Annotated in this window: 18 protein-coding genes; 6 read left to right on the forward strand and 12 right to left on the reverse strand. The window is 68.9% G+C overall.

Annotated elements, in window-relative coordinates; genetic code table 11:
- Positions 1 to 77 precede the first annotated feature (77 nt).
- The 8 genes from QM682_RS08300 to QM682_RS08335 form a co-directional block, all read right to left on the reverse strand.
- The gene (locus QM682_RS08300; RefSeq protein WP_415128637.1) at positions 78 to 875 is read right to left on the reverse strand and encodes an LpxI family protein; all 798 of its coding nucleotides are present in this window, start codon (positions 873 to 875) and stop codon (positions 78 to 80) included.
- Positions 872 to 1,657, reverse strand: a complete 786-nt coding sequence (gene lpxA, locus QM682_RS08305; protein WP_415128745.1) for an acyl-ACP--UDP-N-acetylglucosamine O-acyltransferase — start codon at positions 1,655 to 1,657, stop codon at positions 872 to 874. Before lpxA ends, QM682_RS08300 begins: the two co-directional genes overlap by 4 nt.
- On the reverse strand, positions 1,650 to 2,126 hold the full coding sequence (fabZ, locus tag QM682_RS08310; RefSeq protein ID WP_415128639.1) for a 3-hydroxyacyl-ACP dehydratase FabZ: 477 nt from the start codon (positions 2,124 to 2,126) through the stop codon (positions 1,650 to 1,652). Before fabZ ends, lpxA begins: the two co-directional genes overlap by 8 nt.
- 93 nt (positions 2,127 to 2,219) lie before the next feature.
- Positions 2,220 to 4,325, reverse strand: a complete 2,106-nt coding sequence (locus QM682_RS08315; RefSeq protein WP_415128641.1) for a hypothetical protein — start codon at positions 4,323 to 4,325, stop codon at positions 2,220 to 2,222.
- Positions 4,322 to 5,155, reverse strand: a complete 834-nt coding sequence (locus QM682_RS08320; RefSeq protein WP_415128643.1) for a DUF4159 domain-containing protein — start codon at positions 5,153 to 5,155, stop codon at positions 4,322 to 4,324. The genes QM682_RS08315 and QM682_RS08320 overlap by 4 nt, the downstream gene beginning before the upstream one ends.
- Positions 5,152 to 7,134: a BatA domain-containing protein gene (locus QM682_RS08325; protein ID WP_415128645.1), complete on the reverse strand. Its 1,983-nt coding sequence runs from the start codon at positions 7,132 to 7,134 to the stop codon at positions 5,152 to 5,154. The genes QM682_RS08320 and QM682_RS08325 overlap by 4 nt, the downstream gene beginning before the upstream one ends.
- Complete coding sequence (locus QM682_RS08330) at positions 7,134 to 8,003, reverse strand: DUF58 domain-containing protein (RefSeq protein ID WP_415128647.1); 870 nt, start codon at positions 8,001 to 8,003, stop codon at positions 7,134 to 7,136. The genes QM682_RS08325 and QM682_RS08330 overlap by 1 nt, the downstream gene beginning before the upstream one ends.
- Positions 8,000 to 9,001: an AAA family ATPase gene (locus tag QM682_RS08335; RefSeq protein ID WP_415128649.1), complete on the reverse strand. Its 1,002-nt coding sequence runs from the start codon at positions 8,999 to 9,001 to the stop codon at positions 8,000 to 8,002. Before QM682_RS08335 ends, QM682_RS08330 begins: the two co-directional genes overlap by 4 nt.
- Before the next feature lie 63 nt (positions 9,002 to 9,064).
- On the opposite strand from QM682_RS08335, the gene QM682_RS08340 reads away from it, so the two are divergent.
- Both QM682_RS08340 and QM682_RS08345 read left to right on the forward strand, forming a co-directional pair.
- Positions 9,065 to 9,613, forward strand: coding sequence for a DUF1285 domain-containing protein (locus QM682_RS08340; RefSeq protein WP_415128651.1), 549 nt, complete (start codon positions 9,065 to 9,067; stop codon positions 9,611 to 9,613).
- Positions 9,614 to 9,616: 3 nt separating this feature from the next.
- Complete coding sequence (locus tag QM682_RS08345) at positions 9,617 to 10,372, forward strand: hydroxypyruvate isomerase family protein (RefSeq protein ID WP_415128653.1); 756 nt, start codon at positions 9,617 to 9,619, stop codon at positions 10,370 to 10,372.
- A 637-nt stretch (positions 10,373 to 11,009) separates the two neighbouring features.
- Here QM682_RS08345 and QM682_RS08350 read toward each other — a convergent pair.
- From QM682_RS08350 to QM682_RS08365, 4 genes are read right to left on the reverse strand one after another with little or no spacing between them, the layout of a single operon-like run.
- Positions 11,010 to 13,349: an aldehyde dehydrogenase family protein gene (locus QM682_RS08350; protein ID WP_415128655.1), complete on the reverse strand. Its 2,340-nt coding sequence runs from the start codon at positions 13,347 to 13,349 to the stop codon at positions 11,010 to 11,012.
- A gap of 2 nt (positions 13,350 to 13,351) precedes the next feature.
- A complete protein-coding gene (deoC, locus tag QM682_RS08355) occupies positions 13,352 to 14,314 on the reverse strand; it encodes a deoxyribose-phosphate aldolase (protein WP_415128657.1) in 963 nt (320 codons plus the stop codon).
- A 54-nt stretch (positions 14,315 to 14,368) separates the two neighbouring features.
- Entirely contained in the window at positions 14,369 to 15,022 is a 654-nt protein-coding gene (locus QM682_RS08360) for a DUF1523 family protein (protein WP_415128659.1), read from the reverse strand.
- 9 nt (positions 15,023 to 15,031) lie between these two features.
- Positions 15,032 to 15,313 (reverse strand): hypothetical protein, encoded by a 282-nt coding sequence (locus QM682_RS08365; RefSeq protein ID WP_415128661.1) that lies wholly within the window; start codon positions 15,311 to 15,313, stop codon positions 15,032 to 15,034.
- A 156-nt stretch (positions 15,314 to 15,469) separates the two neighbouring features.
- On the opposite strand from QM682_RS08365, the gene QM682_RS08370 reads away from it, so the two are divergent.
- From QM682_RS08370 to QM682_RS08385, 4 genes are all read left to right on the forward strand, one after another.
- Positions 15,470 to 15,763, forward strand: coding sequence for an FtsB family cell division protein (locus tag QM682_RS08370; protein ID WP_415128663.1), 294 nt, complete (start codon positions 15,470 to 15,472; stop codon positions 15,761 to 15,763).
- Positions 15,764 to 15,911: 148 nt separating this feature from the next.
- Positions 15,912 to 16,919, forward strand: coding sequence for a pyruvate dehydrogenase (acetyl-transferring) E1 component subunit alpha (gene pdhA / locus QM682_RS08375; RefSeq protein ID WP_415128665.1), 1,008 nt, complete (start codon positions 15,912 to 15,914; stop codon positions 16,917 to 16,919).
- Between the two features lie 14 nt (positions 16,920 to 16,933).
- On the forward strand, positions 16,934 to 18,304 hold the full coding sequence (locus QM682_RS08380) for a pyruvate dehydrogenase complex E1 component subunit beta (protein ID WP_415128667.1): 1,371 nt from the start codon (positions 16,934 to 16,936) through the stop codon (positions 18,302 to 18,304).
- Positions 18,305 to 18,316: 12 nt separating this feature from the next.
- On the forward strand, positions 18,317 to 19,624 hold the full coding sequence (locus tag QM682_RS08385; protein WP_415128668.1) for a pyruvate dehydrogenase complex dihydrolipoamide acetyltransferase: 1,308 nt from the start codon (positions 18,317 to 18,319) through the stop codon (positions 19,622 to 19,624).
- The last annotated feature ends 98 nt before the right edge of the window (positions 19,625 to 19,722 follow it).

Below are 19,722 nucleotides of genomic sequence, written 5' to 3' on the forward strand. Positions count from 1 at the left end.
GGCGGCTCCATTCGCTGGGTCGAAGATCGGGCATTTGAACAATGCAAGGCCCGAAGGCCGGGAATTGGTTGCCGCGCTCAACCCCTGGCCCAAAGGAACAGGCCCAAATCCCGAGCGCAGGCGACCGCCTGGGCGCGGTCCAGCACGATGACCGAGCCGGCCTGCCAGGCGATGCCCGCAAGCCCCGCCTCGCCCGCCTGGCGCACGGTCTCGGGGCCGATGGTCGGCAGGTCGATGCGGCGGTCCTGACCGGGCTTCGGGGCCTTGTAAAGCACCCCGCCCGCGCCCTTGGGATCGGGCTTCAGCCCCGCATGCAGCCGGACGAAATCCAACATCGCCTGAGTGCCCGGCAGCGCCTCGACCGCAAGGCAAAGGCCCTGGGCCACGACCGCCCCCTGCCCGATGTCCAAAGCACCCAGGCCCTGGACGATCTCGGCCGCGCGGGCGGCGTCCTTTTCGTCGCGGGGCGAGGGGCTTCCGGTCAGGATCCCTTCCTGCGGGACAAGATCGGGCAGGATCTGATCGACCGAACGGATGGCGATGCCGGCCTCCTCGAACACGTCGAGCACCGCGCGCAAGGCGGCGTCGTCGCCCGATTGCATCCCCATCAGGATCTTGGGCAGGATGGCGAGCGTGCCGGGATCGAACAGGTCCGGCTCGATCCGGGGGCGGCGGATGGCACCGGCGAAGACCACCTGCGTCACGCCCTGCCGGGTCAACTGGTCCAGGAAGGGCACCAGCCGTTCCAGCCGAAAGGGCTGGGCGGCGACCTGGGGCGAAAGATGGTCCAGCGCATAGACCAGCGGCTGGTCCAGCGCGGCGGCGATGGCGGGGGCCAGGCTGCCCTCGCCCGCGATCAATGCGGTGCGGCTCATGGGTGCGGGGCCAGGAAGCTGCGGTCCGAGGGGCCAAGGATGAAGTCCAGCACCTCTTGCACCATGGGGCCGTTCGGCCCTTCGGCCATCTGGCGGGCGGTGTCGCGGAAGCTGCCCCGCCCCAGCCGCCCCAGCATGTCGCGCAGGGCGTGGATTTCATCGCGCGAGGCGCCGCGGCGCTTGAGGCCCACCAGGTTCAGCCCGTCCAGATGCCCGCGCGGCCCCTGCACCAGGCCAAAGGGGATCACGTCGGCCGTGACCATGCAGACCGCCCCGATCATCGCGCCGCGTCCGATGCGGACCCATTGATGCACGCCGGAAAGGCCGCCGACGATCACATCGTCCTCAAGGTGGCAATGGCCCGCGACCGAGGCATTGTTGACCAGGATCACCCGGTCGCCGATCATGCAATCATGCGCGACATGGCTGCCCGCCATGAACAGGCCGTCATCGCCGACACGGGTGACGCCGCCTCCGCCCTCGGTCCCCGGATTCATGGTGACATATTCGCGGATGCGGTTGCGGACGCCGATTTCCAGCCGCACCTGCTCGCCCCGGAATTTCAGGTCCTGCGGCACCTCGCCGATCGAGGCGAAGGGAAAGACCGTCGTTTCGTCGCCGATCGAGGTCTCGCCCGCGACGACGACATGGGATTTCAGCACCACGCCCCGGCCAAGGCGGACCTGAGGCCCAAGGACGCAGAACGGCCCGATCTCGCAATCCGCGCCGATCACCGCGCCGGGGTCGACCACCGCCGTGGGGTGGACCCGCGCCTCAGCCATTGTCGCCACGGTTCAGCATGGCCATCACCTCGGCCTCGGCGGCAAGCTTGCCGTTCACCATGGCGCGCCCCTCGAATTTCCAGACCTTGCCGCCACCGCGCAGGGTCTTCATGTGCAGTTCCAGGACATCTCCGGGCACGACCTTGGCACGAAAGCGGCATTTGTCGATGGACATGAAGTAGGTGCCCATGCCCTTGCCCGCCAGGTCCAGGCTGACGCCCACGAGGACGGCGGCGGATTGGGCCATGGCCTCAATGATGAGAACGCCGGGCATGACGGGTTCCTGCGGGAAGTGCCCCTCGAAATGCGGCTCGTTCGAGGTGACGTTCTTGACGCCGACGCAGCTTTCCAACGGCACGATGTCGCGCACCCGGTCCACCAGCAGGAACGGGTAGCGATGCGGCAGGATCTGTTTGATCAAGCCGAGATCGGCTTCGGTCGGCGGGATATAGGCGGTCTCGTCGGCCATGGGGTCCTCTTGAATTCGTTTCGATTTGCCTAGCAACGGGGCGGCGGCTTGGCAAGTTCGGCGAAGCCCCGCGAGGGGTTGTCCCGGCGGGGATCAGCCGGGGCGTCGCCGCCAGCCCCGCCCCTCGGCCAGCCAGCCCAGAAGCGCCAGCCCCGCGGCCAGCGCCAGCCAGGCCCAGCCCGGCAGCAGCGGCCGATGCGTCACCCCCGAGACCGAGGCCGCATCCCTGGGCGTAAGGCCGATCCAGTCGCCCGCGACGCCGCGCCCATGCGCTGGCCGCCCCTGGCGCACCTCGCGCAGGTCCGGGATGCCGTCCGAAAGACGCAGGACCGCCCCGCGCGTGGCCTCGGCAAGCGGACCCAGCGCCGCGCCCGAGGCCACGGTTTCCTCGAACTCGCGGGGCGCGCTTGGGCCAAGGGCCAGGACGCGGGCGATCTCGCCATCGCTCAGCCGGTAAAGGCCCGGACCCGGCGCGGTCCAGCGCGCGGCGAAGCGGCCCGGCCCGGCCGGGGCCAGTTCCAGGACCTGTTCGGCACCGTCGGGACCGGCAATGCGCACGGGCCTGGCAGCCGGGGCCATGGTGCGGCGGGTGATCTGGACCGAAAGCCCGGCCGAGACATCGGCGGTCAGGGCCTCTTCCTCAAGCTCGGGCTCCTTCATCGACCAATGGGCGATGCGGCGCAGCAGTTCCAGTTGCGGCCCCCCGCCCTCGAAGCCGCGCCCCCAAAGCCAGACCTGATCCGAGGTCATCAGCGCCACCCGCCCCTTGCCCACGCGGTTCAGGATCAGAAGCGGCTGGTCCTCGGCCCCGGTCATCACCACCTGGGCGTCCGGGTCGGGGATCACCTGGGACATGCGCAGCCAACGGCCCCAATGGTCCGCGTGACCGGGCTCCGGCGCGCCGGTCAGGCCCGCCGTGACCGGATGGCGCCGGCCCTCCTCGGTCAATCGCGGCAGGAAGGGCTGGTCATAGACGCGGCCCGTCGGACGGCCGGGCAGGATGCGGCCCATCGGCGACAGGTTCAGGCTTTCGACCGTGGACATCTCGGGACCGGCCGAGACCAGCACCGCCCCCCCCTCTTCGACATAGCGGCGGATGCTGTCGTAATACAGCGGCGAGAGGATGCCGCGCACCCGGTCGCGGTCGAAGATGATCAGGTCGAAATCGCGGATCCGCTCCATGAACAGCTCATGCGTCGGAAAGGCGATCAGCGAAAGCTCGTCGACGGGAATGCCGTCCATCTTGTCCGGCGGACGCAGGATGGTGAAATGGATCAGATCCACATTCGCATCCGATTTCAGAAGGTTGCGCCAGGTTCTTTCACCCGCGTGCGGCTGCCCCGAGATCAACAGAACCCGCAGCCGGTCATGCACACCTTGGACTTGCAGGATCGCGCCATTGTTGCGGTCGGTCAGTTCCGGCACCGCCGCCGCCGGCGCCTCGAAGCCGATCGAGACCACGTTCTGGCCCGCATGCCGCGGCACCACGGGCAGGTCCAGCGTCACGCCCGGCGGCAGGTCCACCCCCCGCAGCGGCTCGCCGTCCACCATCACCGCCAGCCGGGACGGGCGGGCGGCCACCTGGGCGGGCACGGCGCCCTGATCCTCGATGCGCAGGCGGATGGTGACGGGCTGGCCGATCAGGCCATAGGCCGGGGCTTCCTCGATCACCAGGCGGCGGTCCCAGTCGTCGGGCCTGCCGGTCAGCAGCACATGCACCGGCGCGGGCGCGTCGGCGGGGATCTGCGCGCGGTCATGGGCCAGCCCGTCGGTCACGGCGATGACGCCCGCCACGCGGGTCGCAGGCTCGGCCCCCAGCGCGCGGGTCAGGGCCGCGCCCAGAAGCGAGCCGTCGGGATCGTCGCCCACCGTGACGCGGCGGATCTGCGTATCGGGGCGCAGGGCAAGCTTCGCGGTCAGTTCGTTCAGCGCGGCATCGGCCTGGGCGGCACGGCCCGGTAGATCCTGGCTGGCGCTGCGGTCGTCCAGAAGCAGCACGATATCCGCAAGCCGGTCGCGGATGCCGGTTTCCAGCGCCGGTCCCGCCAGCGCCGCCGCCGCCGCCAGCCCCGCCAGACCGCGCCAGAACCAGCCGCGAAGGCCCCGCCACAGCGACCACCCCGCCACCAGCAGGGCAAGGGCCGCCACACAGGCAACCAAGGCCCAGGGCAGCGGCGGATCGAAGGTCAGCCCGGTCATCGCAGCGCCTCTTCCCGGCGCAGCCGGTCCAGCAGGGCGGGCACATGCACTTGGTCGGATTTGTAGTTCCCGGTCAGCACATACATGATCAGGTTCACCCCGAAGCGATAGGCCATCTCGCGCTGGCGCTCGCCCTCATAGCCCGCGCCGACGCTGAACATGGGCAGGTCGGCATCGTCCACGGCCCAAGCCTCGGCCCAGTCATTGCCGCCGATCAGCACCGGGGAAACCCCATCGTTGAGGGTGCGGAAAGGCACGCCCTCGCTGGCCTTGGCATCCGGGGGCGGGGCCTCGGCCCAAAGCCGCTGGCCCTGATAGCGGCCGGGGAAATCGTCCAGCAGATAAAAGCTGCGGGTCAGCACATGGTCCTGCGGCACCGGCGCCAGCGGCGGGATCTCCAGCGGCGCGGCCAGCCTTTGCAGCGCGGCCGAGCCGTCCGGCCCGCCCAATCCGGCGATATCGCCGTCGCGGGTGTCGAACAGGATCACGCCGCCGGATTTCAGGAAATGGTTCAGGCGGACATAGGCGAGAGGCGGAGGAGAGGGCTGGTCATCGCTGACGGGCCAGTAAAGAAAGGTCAACAACGACAGATCGTCCTGCTCCAGGTCGACGGCGATGGGCGCGCCCGGCTCGACCGTGCTGCGCTGCGCCAGGATCCGGGACAGCCCACGCAGCCCGGCCTGCGAGGCGCGGTCGATCTCGGCATCGCCGGTCGCGACATAGGCCAGCGCCACCTCATCCGCCGCGCGGACCAACCGGGGATCGGGGGCGTCCTGCGCGCGCAGGGCCAGGGGCCAGAGCATCAGCATGATCAGGACCCGGATCATCATGCGGCGGAGGCCCTTTTTCCAAGGCCGCGCGTCAGCCGGGCACTGGCCAGCGCATCCAATGCCAGCAGCATCGCCGCCAGCAGGATCAGCCAGCCGCGCAGATCGGTGCCGGGCGCGACGTTCCGCGCCTCGATCCTTGCGCCGGGCCAGGTGGCGGCGGCGATGGGACCGCCCGCATTCAGCGCGGCGCTGCGCGGGCCGGCCTGATAAAGACCGGCGGGCGCGGCGGGACCGGGACCCTTGCCGAACTCGGCGGCAGGGACCGGCACCGGGTCCTGGGGTCGCATGGCGCGACCAAAGCCGTCCAGCACCTGCACGGGCGTCCAGAAGGTCTGGTCCTGTTCGTCGGGCGGGGTCTGGGGAGAGCTTGCCCGCGCGGTCTGGACCAGGCGGTTCATCATTTGCACGAAAAGCCCCGACAGCGCCAGGTTCGACCATTCCGCGTTCGCGCTGCTGTGAAACAGCACCACCTGCCCCTGGCCCAAGGGCGCGCGCGTGACCAGCGGCGTGCCGTCCGTAAGCTGCGCCAGGATCCGGCCGGCCAGGTCGGGCGAAGGCTCGGCCAGAAGCTGGGCGCGGATCTGGGCGTCGGGCGGCGCCACGAGGCCCGCGAAAACCCCCTCGGGCGGAAAGGGCGCGATGCCGCGCGGATCGCCCCAACTGAGCGCGCCGCCGATGTCGCGGCCGCCCGCGCGCAGGCGCACCGGCAAAAGCGGCTCGTCCGCCAGCCGCTCGGAGGCGGCCATGCGCGGTCCCGCGAAACGGATCAGCAGCCCGCCCCGTTCGACCCAATCGCTAAGCGCGGGGGCCTCGGGCAGGGCGATCCGGTCGGCCAGCACGATGACATCGGGCGAGGCTTGCAGCATATCGCCCAGGTCCCCCTCGATCAGGTCGGTCGTGGGGGCCAGGGCGCGGCGCAGGTAATGCAGCGGAGACAGAAGCTGCTGCCCCTCGCGCGCACGGTCGTCACCGACCAGCGCCACCTTGCGTCGGCGGACCGAATCGTCGGCCAACACCACCGCCCCGGCGCTGTCCTGCCCCTCGATCTGGAAACGGGTGATGCGGTTGCGCAGTTCCGAGGGCAGGTCGATGGCCACCGGATAGCCAATCACGTCATGGCCAGTCACGTCATGGCCAGTCAGGTCGCCCCGGCCCTCGGGCGCCGAAGCGCGCAGCCGGGCCAGTTCGCGCGGCCGGCCCTGCGGGTCCAGGCCCAGGGCCAGAACCTCGGGCGGGGTCGCGCCGGTGGTGTAAAGCCGCAGCCCCGGCCGATCCCCCGGCACCAGTTGCAGCGACAGGCGCGGGGTCGCGGGCGGCACCACGCCGACCTCGCCGCGCGCGACCAGCGCCGCCAGCAGCGCCGCCCGGTCCGGATGATCCAGCCCGTCACTGAGCCAAAGCGTCGAAAGCCCCTGCTCCGGCGCCTCGGCCAGCAGGCTGGCGGGGTCGGCGGGATAGCGCGTCTCCCAGGGCTGGGGACTGGCCGCGCGCAATTGCTGGGAAAGCAGGGTCGCGGGCTGGAAGGGCAGCGCGTCCCGCCCCGGCCCGCCCGCGCCGCCATCCGCCAGCAGCAGCGCCACGGGCTGGCCCTGTCGGCCCGCCGCCTCAAGCGCGCGCAAGGCCCGCGCCTGCCGCTGCGCCCAGTCGGGCGCGGCAGCCCAGCCCGCATCCATCACGATCAGCAGCGGCCCCTGCCCGCCCCCCTGCCCACCCGGCGCGGGCGCGGGCCTCCAGACCGGGCCGGCAAAGCCCAGGATCAGCGCGCCGATGGCCAGCACCCGGATCAGCAGCAGCCACCAGGGCGTGTGCCGCGCCACGGATTGCGGGTCCGTGAGGCCCAGTAGCAGGCGCGTGCCCGGAAAGCGCAGCGGGCGCGGTGCGGGCGGCATGGCGCGCAGGATCAGCCAAAGCACCGGAAGCACCGTCAGCGCGGCCAGGATCCAGGGGGCCGCGAAGCCCAGGGGGCCAAGGACCAGCATCACCCCTCCAATGCCGACCAAAGCCACAGCGCCGCCTGCGCGGGCGTGGCCCCGGTGTCATGCGTGCCGAAATGCCAGCCCGCTTGCAGCGCCGCGCGGCCCAGCACCTCGCGCCGCGCGGCCAGCCGCGCCAGATAGGCCGCCCGCAGCCCCGCCGCGTCCCGCGTGTCATGCCGCAGCGCCCCCGAGCCCGAGCGGAAGAGCACCGCGCCGGCATAGGGAAAGCTTTCCTCCTCGGGGTCCAGGATTTGCAGCAACACGCCCTGCACGCCCAGGCTCGCGGCACGCTCCAGATAGGCCAGGACCGGGGCCGGATCTCCCAGAAAATCGTCCAGCAGCAGCGCGCGCTGGCCGGGCCGCAGGGCCTGAAGCGGCGGCGCGTCCTCATCCTCGGCCAGCGCCGCGCGGGCGACCAGCGCCTCGGCCATGCGGTCGGCCTGGATGCGGCCCGCGCGCGGCGGCTGGCCCGCCAGCGCCACCCGCTCGCCTCCGTTCAGAAGCGCGATGGCCAGCGCCAGGGCCAGCAGCGCGGCACGGTCGCGCTTGGTCGGGCGGTCCGGCGCGGCGCTGAAATCCATGCCCGCCGCCGCCGAAACCCAGATCGAGGCGGACTGCGCCACCTGGGCCTCGCGGTCGCGGACGAACTGCCCGTCCGAACGGGCCGAGCGGCGCCAGTCGATGCTGCGCGCCGTATCACCCTGGCCGACTGGGCGGTATTGCCAGAAATCCTCTCCCGGCCCGGCCCGGCGGCGGCCATGGGCGCCGGGGGCCAGGCTGGCCGCCAGCCGTTCGGCCGAAAGAAGCAGCGCCGGCAGCCCCGCCACCGCCGCCTGGGCGCGGGCGCGCAACTGGTCGGGGCTGGCCGTCACGCCGCCGCCTGCAACCGGCCGTCCGCCAGCCGCGCGATAACCCCTTCCACCGTCTCGCCGCGCGCGCGGGCGGCAAAGCTCAGCGCCATGCGGTGACGCAGGACCGGGGCGGCCATGGCCTCGACATCGTCAAGCGTGGGGGCAAAGCGCCCGTTCAGCGCGGCGCGGGCGCGGGCCACCAGCGTCAGCGCCTGCGCGGCGCGCGGACCGGGCCCCCAGACCAGCGTTTCCGCCATCCAGGCCGGCGCCTCGGGCGCGCCGGGGCGGGCCGCGCGGACCAGATCCAGGATCGCGTTCAGCACCGTCTCGCCCACCGGCATGCGACGGATCAGCGCCTGCGCGGCCAGAAGCCCCTCGGCATCGAAGACCTCATGCGCGGCGCCCTGGCCGGTGCCGGTGGTGGCGACAAGGATCGCCCGCTCGGTCTCGCGGTCGGGATAGTCCACATCGATCTGCAACAGGAAACGGTCAAGCTGCGCCTCGGGCAGCGGATAGGTGCCTTCCTGCTCGATCGGGTTCTGGGTCGCCAGCACATGGAAGGGCCGGCCCAGCGGACGATGCGCGCCGCCGATGGTGACCTCGCCCTCTTGCATGGCTTGCAGCAGCGCCGACTGCGTGCGCGGGCTGGCGCGGTTGATCTCATCGGCCATCAGAAGCTGGGTGAAGACCGGCCCCGGAATGAAGCGGAAGGCGCGGCTGCCATCGGCGCGCAGATCAAGGACTTCCGAACCCAGAATATCGGCGGGCATCAGGTCCGGCGTGAACTGCACGCGGGCGCTGGCAAGGCCCAGAACGGTTGAAAGCGTATCGACCAGCATGGTCTTCCCAAGACCCGGCTGGCCCACCAGAAGGGCATGTCCGCCCGAAAGGATCGCGGCGAAAACCTGTTCCACGACAGCATGTTGTCCGACGAACCTTTGTTCGACGCTGGCACGGGCGCGGGCCAGCCTGTCGGTCAGCGCCAGGACTTCCGAAACCAGCTTCTCATCCTCGACCATGACAATGCCTCATTTCTGATCTATCCATAGCATAAGATGAGCGAAGACGGGGCTCCACTGGTAATGGGTCAAGACACTGACAATCCTGTGAGCGGCGCGGCGGGCATGATCGCCGCCGCGACGGCTGCCTCAAAAAAGGGCCCGCCACCCGTGCATCTGTGGAATCCGCCCTATTGCGGCGATATGGATCTGGAAATCCGCGCCGACGGGACCTGGATCCATGAGGGCACGCCCATCGGGCGACCCGCGCTGGTGCGGCTTTTCGCCTCGATCCTCAAGCGTGAGGGGGATGACTACTTCCTTGTCACCCCCGTCGAAAAACTGGGCATCCGCGTCGTCGATGCGCCCTTCCTGGCTGTCGATGCGCAGATCGACGAAGGCAGGCTGACCTTCACCACGAACGTAGGTGACATTGTGGTTGCAGATCTGAACCATCCGGTTCAAATTCGGGGGAGTGCGGATGCGCCCCGGCCCTATCTGCATGTCCGTCACGGCCTTTGGGCGCTGATCGACCGAAAGACATTTTATCGGCTGGTCGAGGCGGCGGAGCCGGATTCGACCGGGTGTCCCGTATTGCATTCGGGTGGGGCGACCTTCCCTCTGGAGCCGTGAAGCATGGCGCGTTTCGCCGCGAACTTGACCTATCTATTCACCGAACTTCCCATGCCCCAGCGATTTGCCGCGGCCAAGCGCGCGGGCTTCCAGGGGGTCGAGATCCTGTTTCCCTATGACCTTGCCGTGCCGGTGCTGACCCGCGCGGCCCAGGCGGCGGGGCTGGAATTCGTGCTGATCAACTCACCACCGCCGAACTGGGCGGGCGGCCCGCGCGGTTTTGCCGCCGAGCCGGGCAACGAGGCGCGCTTTCGCAAAGATTTCGACCGCGCGCTGCGGGTCGCCGAGGCGCTGGGGACGCGGCATCTGCATGTGATGTCGGGTAAAGCCCAGGGCGCCGAGGCGCATCGGACCCTGATCGAGAACCTGCGCTGGGCCGCCGCCCACGCCCCCGAGATGAGCCTGACGATCGAGCCGATCAACCGCCAGGACATGCCGGGCTATTTCCTGTGCAATTTCGACATGACCGCCGAGATCATCTCAGAGGTCTGCGCGCCCAATCTGGGGCTGCAATTCGACGCCTATCAGGCGCAGATGATCCACGGCGACGTGGTCGCCATGTGGGAGCGTTTCGCGCCGATCACCCGGCATGTCCAGATCGCGGGCTATCCGGGCAGGCACGAACCGCGCCAGGGCGGGATCGACTATCCGGCCTTCTTCCGCGCGCTGGACGCCTCGGGCTATGAGGGCTGGATCGGGGCGGAATACATCCCCCTGACCTCGACCGAGGCCGGCCTGCGCTGGTTGCGCCGCGCCTGATCCCAGGGGAGCGTGGCATCGGGCGCCTGCGCGCCCGGCAGGCGCGAAAGAGCGGCTGACGCCCCCCGTGCCTGCTTGCCGCAAGACTTTCACGCGATGTAACCGCTTTCCCACATGTCAGCTTGCCGCGACGCTCTCCGTCCGGCCACCCCCAAGCCACGCGATTCCCCGGCGGTCCTTTCGGCATGCGGCCGTGTCCCCACGCATCATCGATGCCGCAGGTGCGCCCAAGGATCGGGATCCACCGCCGCCCCGTCGCAGCAGGTGCTGCCTTGAAACATGGCCGCAGCAGCACCCGGACGGGCGAGCGGAAGCGACGCGGCGGACCTTACCCGCTTGGGGCCAGATAAAAACGCGGGCATCCGAACAATCTGCCGGCCAGCGGGGGCTGGACAAGCCGAGAGTCCTTCAGCGCGCCACCTGAACGCAAGGCCCCTGAACGCAAGGCCGCCCAGCCGAGCGGGACGTAGCGATTACGATCCACGACCGCCCAAGCCAACCACCTCTTTGCGACAGCAAGGACAGCCGACGATCAGGGCATCCGCCTGTGCGCCCGCTGCTCCGGCATGGCAACCACCGCCGCGTCACAGCGCTCGGGTCCGGGCGACACCCAGTTCCGGCCCATATTCCCGCGCACTCAATATGCCGCGCTGCCGGTGCCGGCGGGAAGCGCGCCATAGGGCAGCCAGATGGTCTTGGCCCGCGTCGCCCGGCGCAGGAACTCGCGGCCCTGCCCGGCGGGCGAGGCCCAATCCCTCGGCTCGGGGGACCAGACCGGGATCAGGGTCCGGGCGGCGGCGCGCTGGATCTCGGCCAGCCCCTCGCCCTGCCCCGCATGCCAGATCGCACCGACCCCGTCATGCCCGGCCAGCGCCTGGGCCAACCCTTCGCGTGGACCCGAGACGATATTGACCACGCCCCCCGGCACGTCCGAGCAGGCCAGCACCTGCGCCAAGGTCAAAGCCGCCATGGGCCGGTCCTGCGACGGCACCGCGACCACCGCGTTCCCCATCGCCAGCGCCGGCAGCACCAGCGACATGAACCCGGCCAGCGGCGCGGCATTGGGCGCGACGATCCCCATCACGCCCTGCGGCTCGTGCTGGACATGGCAAAGATGCCCCGGCCGGGCCGAAACCGTCGCCCCGTCGAACTTGTCGGCGAAACCGGCATAGAAGAAGCAGCGGCGGATCGCGGCCTCGGTTTCCTCAAGCGTGGCGAAGCCCGCGAACTCCGAGCGGCGCAGCGCCAGGTTCTCGGCCAGGAAATACAGCACCTGCGCCCGGCCATGGCCGCCAAGCGCCTGCCATTTCCCCAGCGCGCCCTGCGCGGCCTCGACCGCGTTGCGGATGTCCTTGCGACCGCCCAGGGGCACCAACTCGTCCTGGGCCTCATAGCTTGCGCCGCCATCGGGGCGCTTCTGCGCGCCGCCGATATAAAGCTTCACGGTGCGGTCGATGCCCTTTTCCTCATGCGCCAGCCCGTCCGGCACCGGGGTCAGCGCGGCCGGAGCGGGATCGCGGGCGGGCCGCAGGACCGGCGGCGCCAGATAGTCCAGCATCCCCTCGCGCCCGCCCTCGCGGCCGTAACCGCTGTCGCGGACCCCGCCGAAGGGGGCGGCGGCATCGAAAAGATTGGCGCAGTTCACCCAGACCACGCCCGCCCTGATGCGCGCGGCCAGATCCGTCGCCACGGTCGCGCTTTCCGACCAGACCGAGGCGGCAAGGCCATAGGCGGTGTTGTTGGCCAGATCCACCGCCTCGTCCGGGGTGCGGAAGGTCGAAAGCGTGGCGATGGGGCCGAAGATCTCCTCGATCATGCCGGGATTGGCGGGGGCGATGTTGCGCAGATAGCCCGGCGCGACGAAGCAGCCCTGCCCCGCCGCGCCGCCGACCAGTTCGGCCCCCTCGGCGGTGGCGCGGTCAAGGATGGCGAGGATGCGGGCCTTTTGCACCGGATGGACGATGGCGCCCACGTCGGTGGACTTGTCCAGCGGCGGGCCGACGCGCAGGCGGTCCATGCGGCGCCTCAGCAGCGCCTCGAACCGATCCGCCACGCTTTCGGCGACCAGGATGCGCGAGCCGGCGCAGCAGACCTGGCCCTGGTTGAACCAGATCGAATCGACCACCCCCTCGACGGCGGCATCCAGATCGGCGTCCTCCATCACCACAAAGGGCGACTTGCCGCCCAGTTCCAGCGTCAGCCGCTTGCCCGAGCCTGCGACCGCGGCGGCGATCTGGCGGCCTACCTCGGTCGAGCCGGTGAAGGCGATCTTGTCCACCGGAGCCGAAACCAGCGCCTGCCCGGCCGCACCGTCGCCCGTCACGATGTTCACGACGCCCGCCGGCAGGCCGACATGAGCGCAGATCTCGGCGAAGGCCAGGGCGGTCAGGGGGGTGTATTCGGCGGGCTTCAGCACCACCGTATTGCCGGCGGCCAAGGCGGGGGCCACCTTCCAGGCCAGCATCAGCAGCGGAAAATTCCAGGGGATGATCTGGCCGCAGACGCCCAGGGGGCCGTGGCCGGGAAACTCGGTCTCGGCGATCTCGGCCCAGCCGGCGTGATGATAGAAATGGCGCACGACCAGGGGGATGTCGATGTCGCGGCTTTCGCGGATCGGCTTGCCGTTGTCCAGCGTCTCCAGCACGGCCAGGAACCGCTCGCGCTTCTGGATGGTGCGGGCGATGGCATATAGAAAGCGCGCCCGGTCGTGGCCCGGCATCGCGCCCCAGCCGCGTTGCGCGCGGCGCGCGGCCCGCACGGCCTTCGCCACGTCGCGGGCGGTGCCTTGGCTGACCTGGGCCAGGATCTCGCCGGTGGCGGGGTCCACGGTCTCGAATGTGTCGCCGGGGCGGGTGAAGCGGCCGGCGATGAAATGGCCAAAGGTGCCGCGTTCGCGCAGCCAGCCGCGCACGGCCGAGGCATCCTCGGCCGCAGGGCCGTATTCCATGCTTTCCATGATCTCGCTCACATTCGGCATGTTCACCCCGCCGCCAGCCGGTGCGAGGCAGCGTAGCGCCCCGTCACATAATGGGAAATCTGCCGCTCGATGTCGGCCAGCAACGAGCTGGCGCCGATGCGGAACAGATCGGGGCGCAGCCAGTCGCGGCCCAGTTCCTCAAGCATCAGCACCTGCCAGTTCAGCGCGTCCCTGGCGGTGCGCAGGCCCCCGGCCGGCTTGAAGCCCACGACATGGCCGGTCGCGTCGCGATAGTCGCGGATCGCGCGCAGCATGGTCAGGCTGACGGGAAGCGTGGCGTTCACCGGCTCTTTCCCGGTCGAGGTCTTGATGAAATCCGCGCCCGCCTGCATCGCGACATGGCTGGCCCTGGCCACATTGGTCAGGGTCTTCAACTCGCCCGTGGCCAGGATCGCCTTCATCAGCGCGGGCCCGCACGCCTCGCGCATGGCGCAAAGCTCGTCGTAAAGCGCGTTCCATTCCCCGCGCAGGGCAAGGCCGCGCGAGATCACGATGTCGATCTCGTCCGCGCCCATGTCCAGCGCATAGCGGATCTCGGCCAGGCGCAGGTCCAGAGGCATCAGCCCCGCCGGAAAGCCCGTCGCGACCGAGGCGACGGGGACGCCCGAGCCCGCCAGAGCGCGCTTTGCCGCCGCGACCATGGTGGGATAGACGCAGACGGCGCCAGTGGTCAGCCGCTCGACGCCAAGCGCCCGAAGCTGCCCCGCGTCGACAGGCTGGCGCGCCTTGGCACAAAGCCGCGCCACGCGGTCGGCGGTGTCGTCGCCCGAAAGCGTGGTCAGGTCGATGCAACGCACCGCGTTCAGAAGCCAGGCGGCCTGCCATTCCTTCTTGAGGCTGCGGCGCGCGGGCAGGCTGGCCGCCCGGCGCTCGGCGGCGGGGGTATTGACCTGCAACGCCTCGAAAAGCTCGGGGCGCAAGCGGCCCGTGCCGGGATTGCGGCGCACCTTCTCATGATCCTTCATGCATCCCTCCGCTCAGCCGGGCCAAGCTAGACGCCGGCGCGGCGGCAGGCAAGCTCAGCGGCGCGTCCACCAGCGTGCCCAGCGGCTGCGCGCCCGGTCCCGCGCCGCATCCGCCCGCGCGTCCAGCCGGTCCCAGGCCCGATCAGCCGAGGCGATGGCCGGGTCTATGCTGCGCTCGCGGAACTGGTTCCACATCCGCCAGATCAGCCCCAGAAACGCGCCAAGCACCAAAAGAATCAGCACGGCGGGCCAGTTGAAGGACCGCGCCTCCGGCCCCGCCACCGGCCGGACCGAAATGGCGTTGGGATAGATCGACAACCAGGACAGCCGCCAGCCGTAAGAGGTCACGCTGACCCATTGCGGTTGCCCCGAGCTTGAGCGCAGGTCCGTGGCCTTCGCATGCAGGTTCGAACTGTCGTATTTGAAATAAGGCGGCCAGATCCAGCCGGTATCCTCGTTGCGATAGACATAGGGCTTGCCGTTCGGGCGCACCGTGTCGATGAAGCGCACGTCGCGCTGGCCCTGGGCGTTCTGCACCGTCCCCGTATCGGGCGAGGCGAAGAAGATGGCGTTGCTGGCGCTGATCTCGGTCAGGCGGTTGTAGGTGTTGGTGATCCGCACCGTCTGCCGAGACGGCAGAGCATAGTCCAGAAACAGGAACACGAGAATGCCGAAAAGCACCCCCAAGACGGTCAGGAACCAGCGCATGACGCCCTCTCAGTCGTAATTCACAAGGATGATGATCGCGACGATCGCGACCACCGGCAGCACCAGCACCAGAAGCGCCAGCCGGGCCTTCAGGCTTTTCTTGAAACCGACCATGCAACGCCGGATGAACTCTTGCCGTTCCGGGGAATCGCCCGCCCGCAGCGGATGGCGCCGGTCCCATTCCTTTTCAAGCGCCTCGCGCCGCGTGCTGCGCAGATAGATGGTCAGCAGGACATAGAAAAGCAGCTCGATCAGCAGGACCATGCCGATCAGCCGGATCAGCGCCAACATGCGGGGATGCTTTCAAAAAGGGCGGGTGTCAGCTTCATGCGGCCCATGGAACGGCCTGCCGCCGGGACTGTCAATGACCGGCACGCGCGCCGGGGATTCCCCCCGCCCCCCGGCTGTGGCATGATCGCGTGCAATAAGATTTGCAAGGAAACTCCCGTGTCCGAACGCTTTTCGATCAGCAGCCTGGTGTTTTTCGCGATCATGGCGCTTCTGGGGGCCTATTTCGCCTTCGCCGCCGTGCAGGGCCCTTCGGGCGTGCTGCGGCGCGAGCAACTCAAGGCCGATACGCGCGAATTGATCGCTCAGCGCGAGAGGCTTCAGGCCGAGGTTGACCGGATGCACAACCTGACGCGCCGGCTTTCGGACAAATTCCTGGACCTGGACCTGCTGGACGAACGCGCCCGCGACGTGCTGGGCTATATCCGCCCGGACGAGATCATCATCCGCTGAAACCCCGCGTCAGGAGCTATCGGCGGGCTTGCGCGGGGGCACGCCGAGATTTGCCCACGCCCCGCAGATCGCAGGTTTACATTCCCGTGAACTCCGTCCTAGAAGTAGTTTAACGCTGAACTATTCCTGCGCCGAGGAGGAGGCCCGTATGGTCAAAAAGCCCACAGCCAAGGATAGCACGTCCAACGTCTCGAAGGACGAGCTTCTCAAATATTACCGCGACATGCTGTTGATCCGCCGATTCGAGGAGAAGGCGGGCCAGCTTTACGGCATGGGCCTGATCGGGGGCTTCTGTCACCTCTATATCGGCCAGGAGGCCGTGGTGGTCGGCCTGGAGGCCACGACCAAGGAAGGCGACAAGCGCATCACCTCGTATCGCGACCACGGCCATATGCTGGCCTGCGGCATGTCCGCGAACGGCGTGATGGCCGAGTTGACGGGCCGCGAGGGGGGCTACTCCAAGGGCAAGGGCGGCTCGATGCACATGTTCAGCCGCGAAAAGCATTTCTACGGCGGGCACGGCATCGTCGCGGCACAGGTGCCGCTGGGCGCGGGCCTGGCCTTCGCCGACAAGTATCGGGGCAACGACAATGTGACCTTCGCCTATTTCGGCGACGGCGCGGCCAACCAGGGCCAGGTCTATGAGACCTACAACATGGCCGAGCTTTGGGAATTGCCGGTCATCTTCGTGATCGAGAACAACCAATACGCCATGGGCACCTCGATGCAGCGTTCGACCAAGTCGACGACGCTTTTCGGTCGCGGCGAGGCTTTCGGCATCCCCGGCGAGCGGGTGGACGGCATGGACGTGCTGGCGGTGAAGGCCGCGGGCGAAAAGGCCGTGGCGCATTGCCGCGCGGGCAAGGGCCCCTACATCCTGGAAGTCATGACCTATCGCTATCGCGGGCACTCGATGTCCGACCCGGCGAAATACCGCACCCGCGAGGAAGTGCAGAAGATGCGCGACGAGCGCGACGCCATCGAGCATGTGCGCGACCTGCTGCTGACCGGCGCCCATGCCAGCGAAGATGACCTCAAGGCCATCGACAAGGAAATCAAGGATATCGTGAACGAATCCGCCGAATTCGCCAAGGAAAGCCCCGAGCCGTCGCTGGATGCGCTTTGGACCGACATCTACGCCGACGAGAAAGCCTGAGGGGGGACGACAAGATGGCAACCGAAATCCTGATGCCCGCCCTGTCTCCGACCATGGAGGAAGGCACTCTGGCGAAATGGCTGAAGAAGGAAGGCGACGCGGTCAAGGCCGGCGACATCATCGCCGAAATCGAAACCGACAAGGCCACGATGGAATTCGAGGCCGTGGATGAGGGCATCCTCGGCAAGATCCTGATCGGCGAGGGCGCCCAGGGCGTCAAGGTCAACACCCCCATCGCGATCCTGATCGAAGAGGGCGAATCGGCCGACGACATCCCCGCCGAGGCGCCCAAGGCCGAAGCCGCGCCCGCCCAGGCGAAGGCGCCGGACGCGCCGGCCCCCGCCGTCGCGGCGGTCAAGGCGCCGCAGCCCGACCTGTCGCCCGACTGGCCGGAAGGCACCAAGATGAAGACCATGACCGTGCGGGAAGCCCTGCGCGAGGCCATGTCCGAAGAGATGGAGCGCGACGAGACCGTGTTCCTGATGGGCGAGGAAGTCGGCGAATACCAGGGCGCCTACAAGATCTCGCAGGGCCTGCTGGAAAAATTCGGCCCACGCCGCGTGGTGGACACGCCGATCTCGGAAATCGGCTTCGCCGGCATCGGCACCGGCGCCGCGCTGGCCGGCCTGCGCCCCATCGTCGAGTTCATGACCTTCAACTTCGCCATGCAGGGCATGGACCATATCATCAACTCGGCGGCGAAGACGCTTTACATGTCCGGCGGCCAGATGGGCTGTCCCATCGTGTTCCGCGGCCCGAACGGCGCCGCCGCCCGCGTGGGCGCGCAGCACAGCCAGGACTATGCCGCCTGGTATGCCGCGATCCCCGGCCTGAAGGTGGTGATGCCCTATACCGCGGCCGATGCCAAAGGTCTGATGAAGCAGGCGATCCGCGACCCGAACCCGGTCGTCTTCCTGGAAAACGAAATCCTCTATGGCCGCTCGTTCGAGGTGCCGGATCTTGAGGATTTCACCATCCCCTTCGGCAAGGCCCGCATCGCCCGCCAGGGCAGCGATGTCACCATCGTCAGCTTCGGCATCGGCGTGGCCCATGCGCTGGAGGCAGCCGACAAGCTCGCCGCCGACGGGATCGAGGCCGAGGTGATCGACCTGCGCACCCTGCGCCCGCTCGATTATGACAGCATCATCGCCTCGGTCCAGAAAACCAACCGCCTGGTGACCGTCGAGGAAGGCTTCCCGGTCGGCGCGATCGGCAACCACATCTCGGCCTATGTCATGGAAAACGCGTTCGACTATCTCGACGCGCCGGTGATCAACTGCACCGGCAAGGACGTGCCCATGCCCTATGCCGCGAACCTTGAAAAGCTGGCCCTGATCACCGCCGCCGAGGTGGTCGAGGCGGTCAAAAAAGTCACCTACAAGTAAGGGGTAATCAGAATGCCGACCGAAATCCTGATGCCCGCCCTGTCCCCCACCATGGAGGAGGGCACGCTGGCCAAATGGCTGGTCAAAGAGGGTGACACCGTGAAATCCGGCGACATCATCGCCGAGATCGAGACCGACAAGGCCACGATGGAGTTCGAGGCCGTCGACGAGGGCAAGATCGGCAAGCTGCTGATCGCGGAAGGCTCGGCGGGGGTCAAGGTGAACACCCCCATCGCCGTGCTGCTCGAAGAGGGCGAATCCGCCGCCGACATCGGCGCGGCACCCGCGCCGAAAGCCGAAGCCAAGGCCGAGGCGCCCAAGGCAGAAGCCCCCGCCCCCGCGGCGGCGGCACCGGCACCGGCGGCGCCCAAGGCGGCGGATGGCGGGCGGGTCTTCGCCTCGCCCCTGGCACGGCGGATCGCCGCGGAAAAGGGTCTCGACCTGACCGCGCTGACCGGCTCGGGTCCGCATGGCCGCATCGTCAAGGCGGATGTCGAAAACGCCAAGCCCGGCGCGGCGAAACCCGCGGCGACTGCGGCCAGCGCCCCGGCGGCGGCGGCACCCGCGAAACCGGCCGCTGCGGCGCCCAGCGGCCCGTCGGCGGAAACCATCCTCAAGATGTATGCCGACCGCGAGACGACCGAGGTGGCCCTGGACGGCATGCGCCGCACCATCGCCGCGCGCCTTTCCGAGGCCAAGCAGACCATCCCGCATTTCTACCTGCGCCGCTCGGCCAAGCTGGACGAGCTGATGAAGTTCCGCGCCATGCTGAACAAGCAGCTCGAAGCGCGAAAGGTCAAGCTTTCGGTCAACGACTTCATCATCAAGGCCTGCGCGCTGGCGCTGCAAGAGGTGCCGGATGCCAATGCCGTCTGGGCGGGCGACCGGATCCTCAAGCTGAAACCCTCGGACGTGGCGGTCGCCGTGGCCATTGAGGGTGGGTTGTTCACCCCGGTTCTGAAGGACGCGCAGCAAAAGACGCTGTCGGCCCTTTCGGCCGAGATGAAGGACCTGGCCAACCGCGCCAAGACCAAGAAGCTCGCCCCCCACGAATACCAGGGCGGCAGCTTCGCGATCTCGAACCTCGGCATGTTCGGCGTCGAGAATTTCGACGCGGTGATCAACCCGCCGCATGGCGCGATCCTGGCGGTGGGTGCTGGCATCCAGACCCCCGTGGTCGAGAATGGCGAGGTGGTGGTGCGCAATGTCATGTCCATGACCCTGTCGGTCGATCACCGGGTGATCGACGGGGCGCTCGGCGCGCAACTGCTGGAAGCCATCGTCAAGCATCTGGAAAATCCGATGGGCATGTTGGCCTGACCCGGCCGAAATCCTCGGAACCAGGAAAGGGGGCCATCGCGGCCCCCTTGTTTCTTTCTTGCCCAAATATCCTGGGGGAACGTTTTACGGCCCCCATT

The organism is Paracoccus sp. (in: a-proteobacteria) (genome assembly GCF_047605025.1).
Classification (GTDB): domain Bacteria; phylum Pseudomonadota; class Alphaproteobacteria; order Rhodobacterales; family Rhodobacteraceae; genus Paracoccus.

Excerpts from the sequence above, each read along its gene's own strand:
- QM682_RS08340 (WP_415128651.1), top strand. The coding sequence starts at position 9,065 with ATGGGTCAAGACACTGACAATCCTGTGAGCGGCGCGGCGGGCATGATC.
- QM682_RS08345 (WP_415128653.1), top strand. The coding sequence starts at position 9,617 with ATGGCGCGTTTCGCCGCGAACTTGACCTATCTATTCACCGAACTTCCC.
- lpxA (WP_415128745.1), bottom strand. The coding sequence starts at position 1,657 with ATGGCTGAGGCGCGGGTCCACCCCACGGCGGTGGTCGACCCCGGCGCG.
- QM682_RS08325 (WP_415128645.1), bottom strand. The coding sequence starts at position 7,134 with ATGCTGGTCCTTGGCCCCCTGGGCTTCGCGGCCCCCTGGATCCTGGCC.
- QM682_RS08300 (WP_415128637.1), bottom strand. The coding sequence starts at position 875 with ATGAGCCGCACCGCATTGATCGCGGGCGAGGGCAGCCTGGCCCCCGCC.
- QM682_RS08380 (WP_415128667.1), top strand. The coding sequence starts at position 16,934 with ATGGCAACCGAAATCCTGATGCCCGCCCTGTCTCCGACCATGGAGGAA.
- QM682_RS08360 (WP_415128659.1), bottom strand. The coding sequence starts at position 15,022 with ATGCGCTGGTTCCTGACCGTCTTGGGGGTGCTTTTCGGCATTCTCGTG.
- pdhA (WP_415128665.1), top strand. The coding sequence starts at position 15,912 with ATGGTCAAAAAGCCCACAGCCAAGGATAGCACGTCCAACGTCTCGAAG.
- fabZ (WP_415128639.1), bottom strand. The coding sequence starts at position 2,126 with ATGGCCGACGAGACCGCCTATATCCCGCCGACCGAAGCCGATCTCGGC.
- QM682_RS08350 (WP_415128655.1), bottom strand. The coding sequence starts at position 13,349 with ATGCCGAATGTGAGCGAGATCATGGAAAGCATGGAATACGGCCCTGCG.
- QM682_RS08315 (WP_415128641.1), bottom strand. The coding sequence starts at position 4,325 with ATGACCGGGCTGACCTTCGATCCGCCGCTGCCCTGGGCCTTGGTTGCC.
- QM682_RS08335 (WP_415128649.1), bottom strand. The coding sequence starts at position 9,001 with ATGGTCGAGGATGAGAAGCTGGTTTCGGAAGTCCTGGCGCTGACCGAC.
- QM682_RS08320 (WP_415128643.1), bottom strand. The coding sequence starts at position 5,155 with ATGATGATCCGGGTCCTGATCATGCTGATGCTCTGGCCCCTGGCCCTG.
- deoC (WP_415128657.1), bottom strand. The coding sequence starts at position 14,314 with ATGAAGGATCATGAGAAGGTGCGCCGCAATCCCGGCACGGGCCGCTTG.
- QM682_RS08385 (WP_415128668.1), top strand. The coding sequence starts at position 18,317 with ATGCCGACCGAAATCCTGATGCCCGCCCTGTCCCCCACCATGGAGGAG.
- QM682_RS08365 (WP_415128661.1), bottom strand. The coding sequence starts at position 15,313 with ATGTTGGCGCTGATCCGGCTGATCGGCATGGTCCTGCTGATCGAGCTG.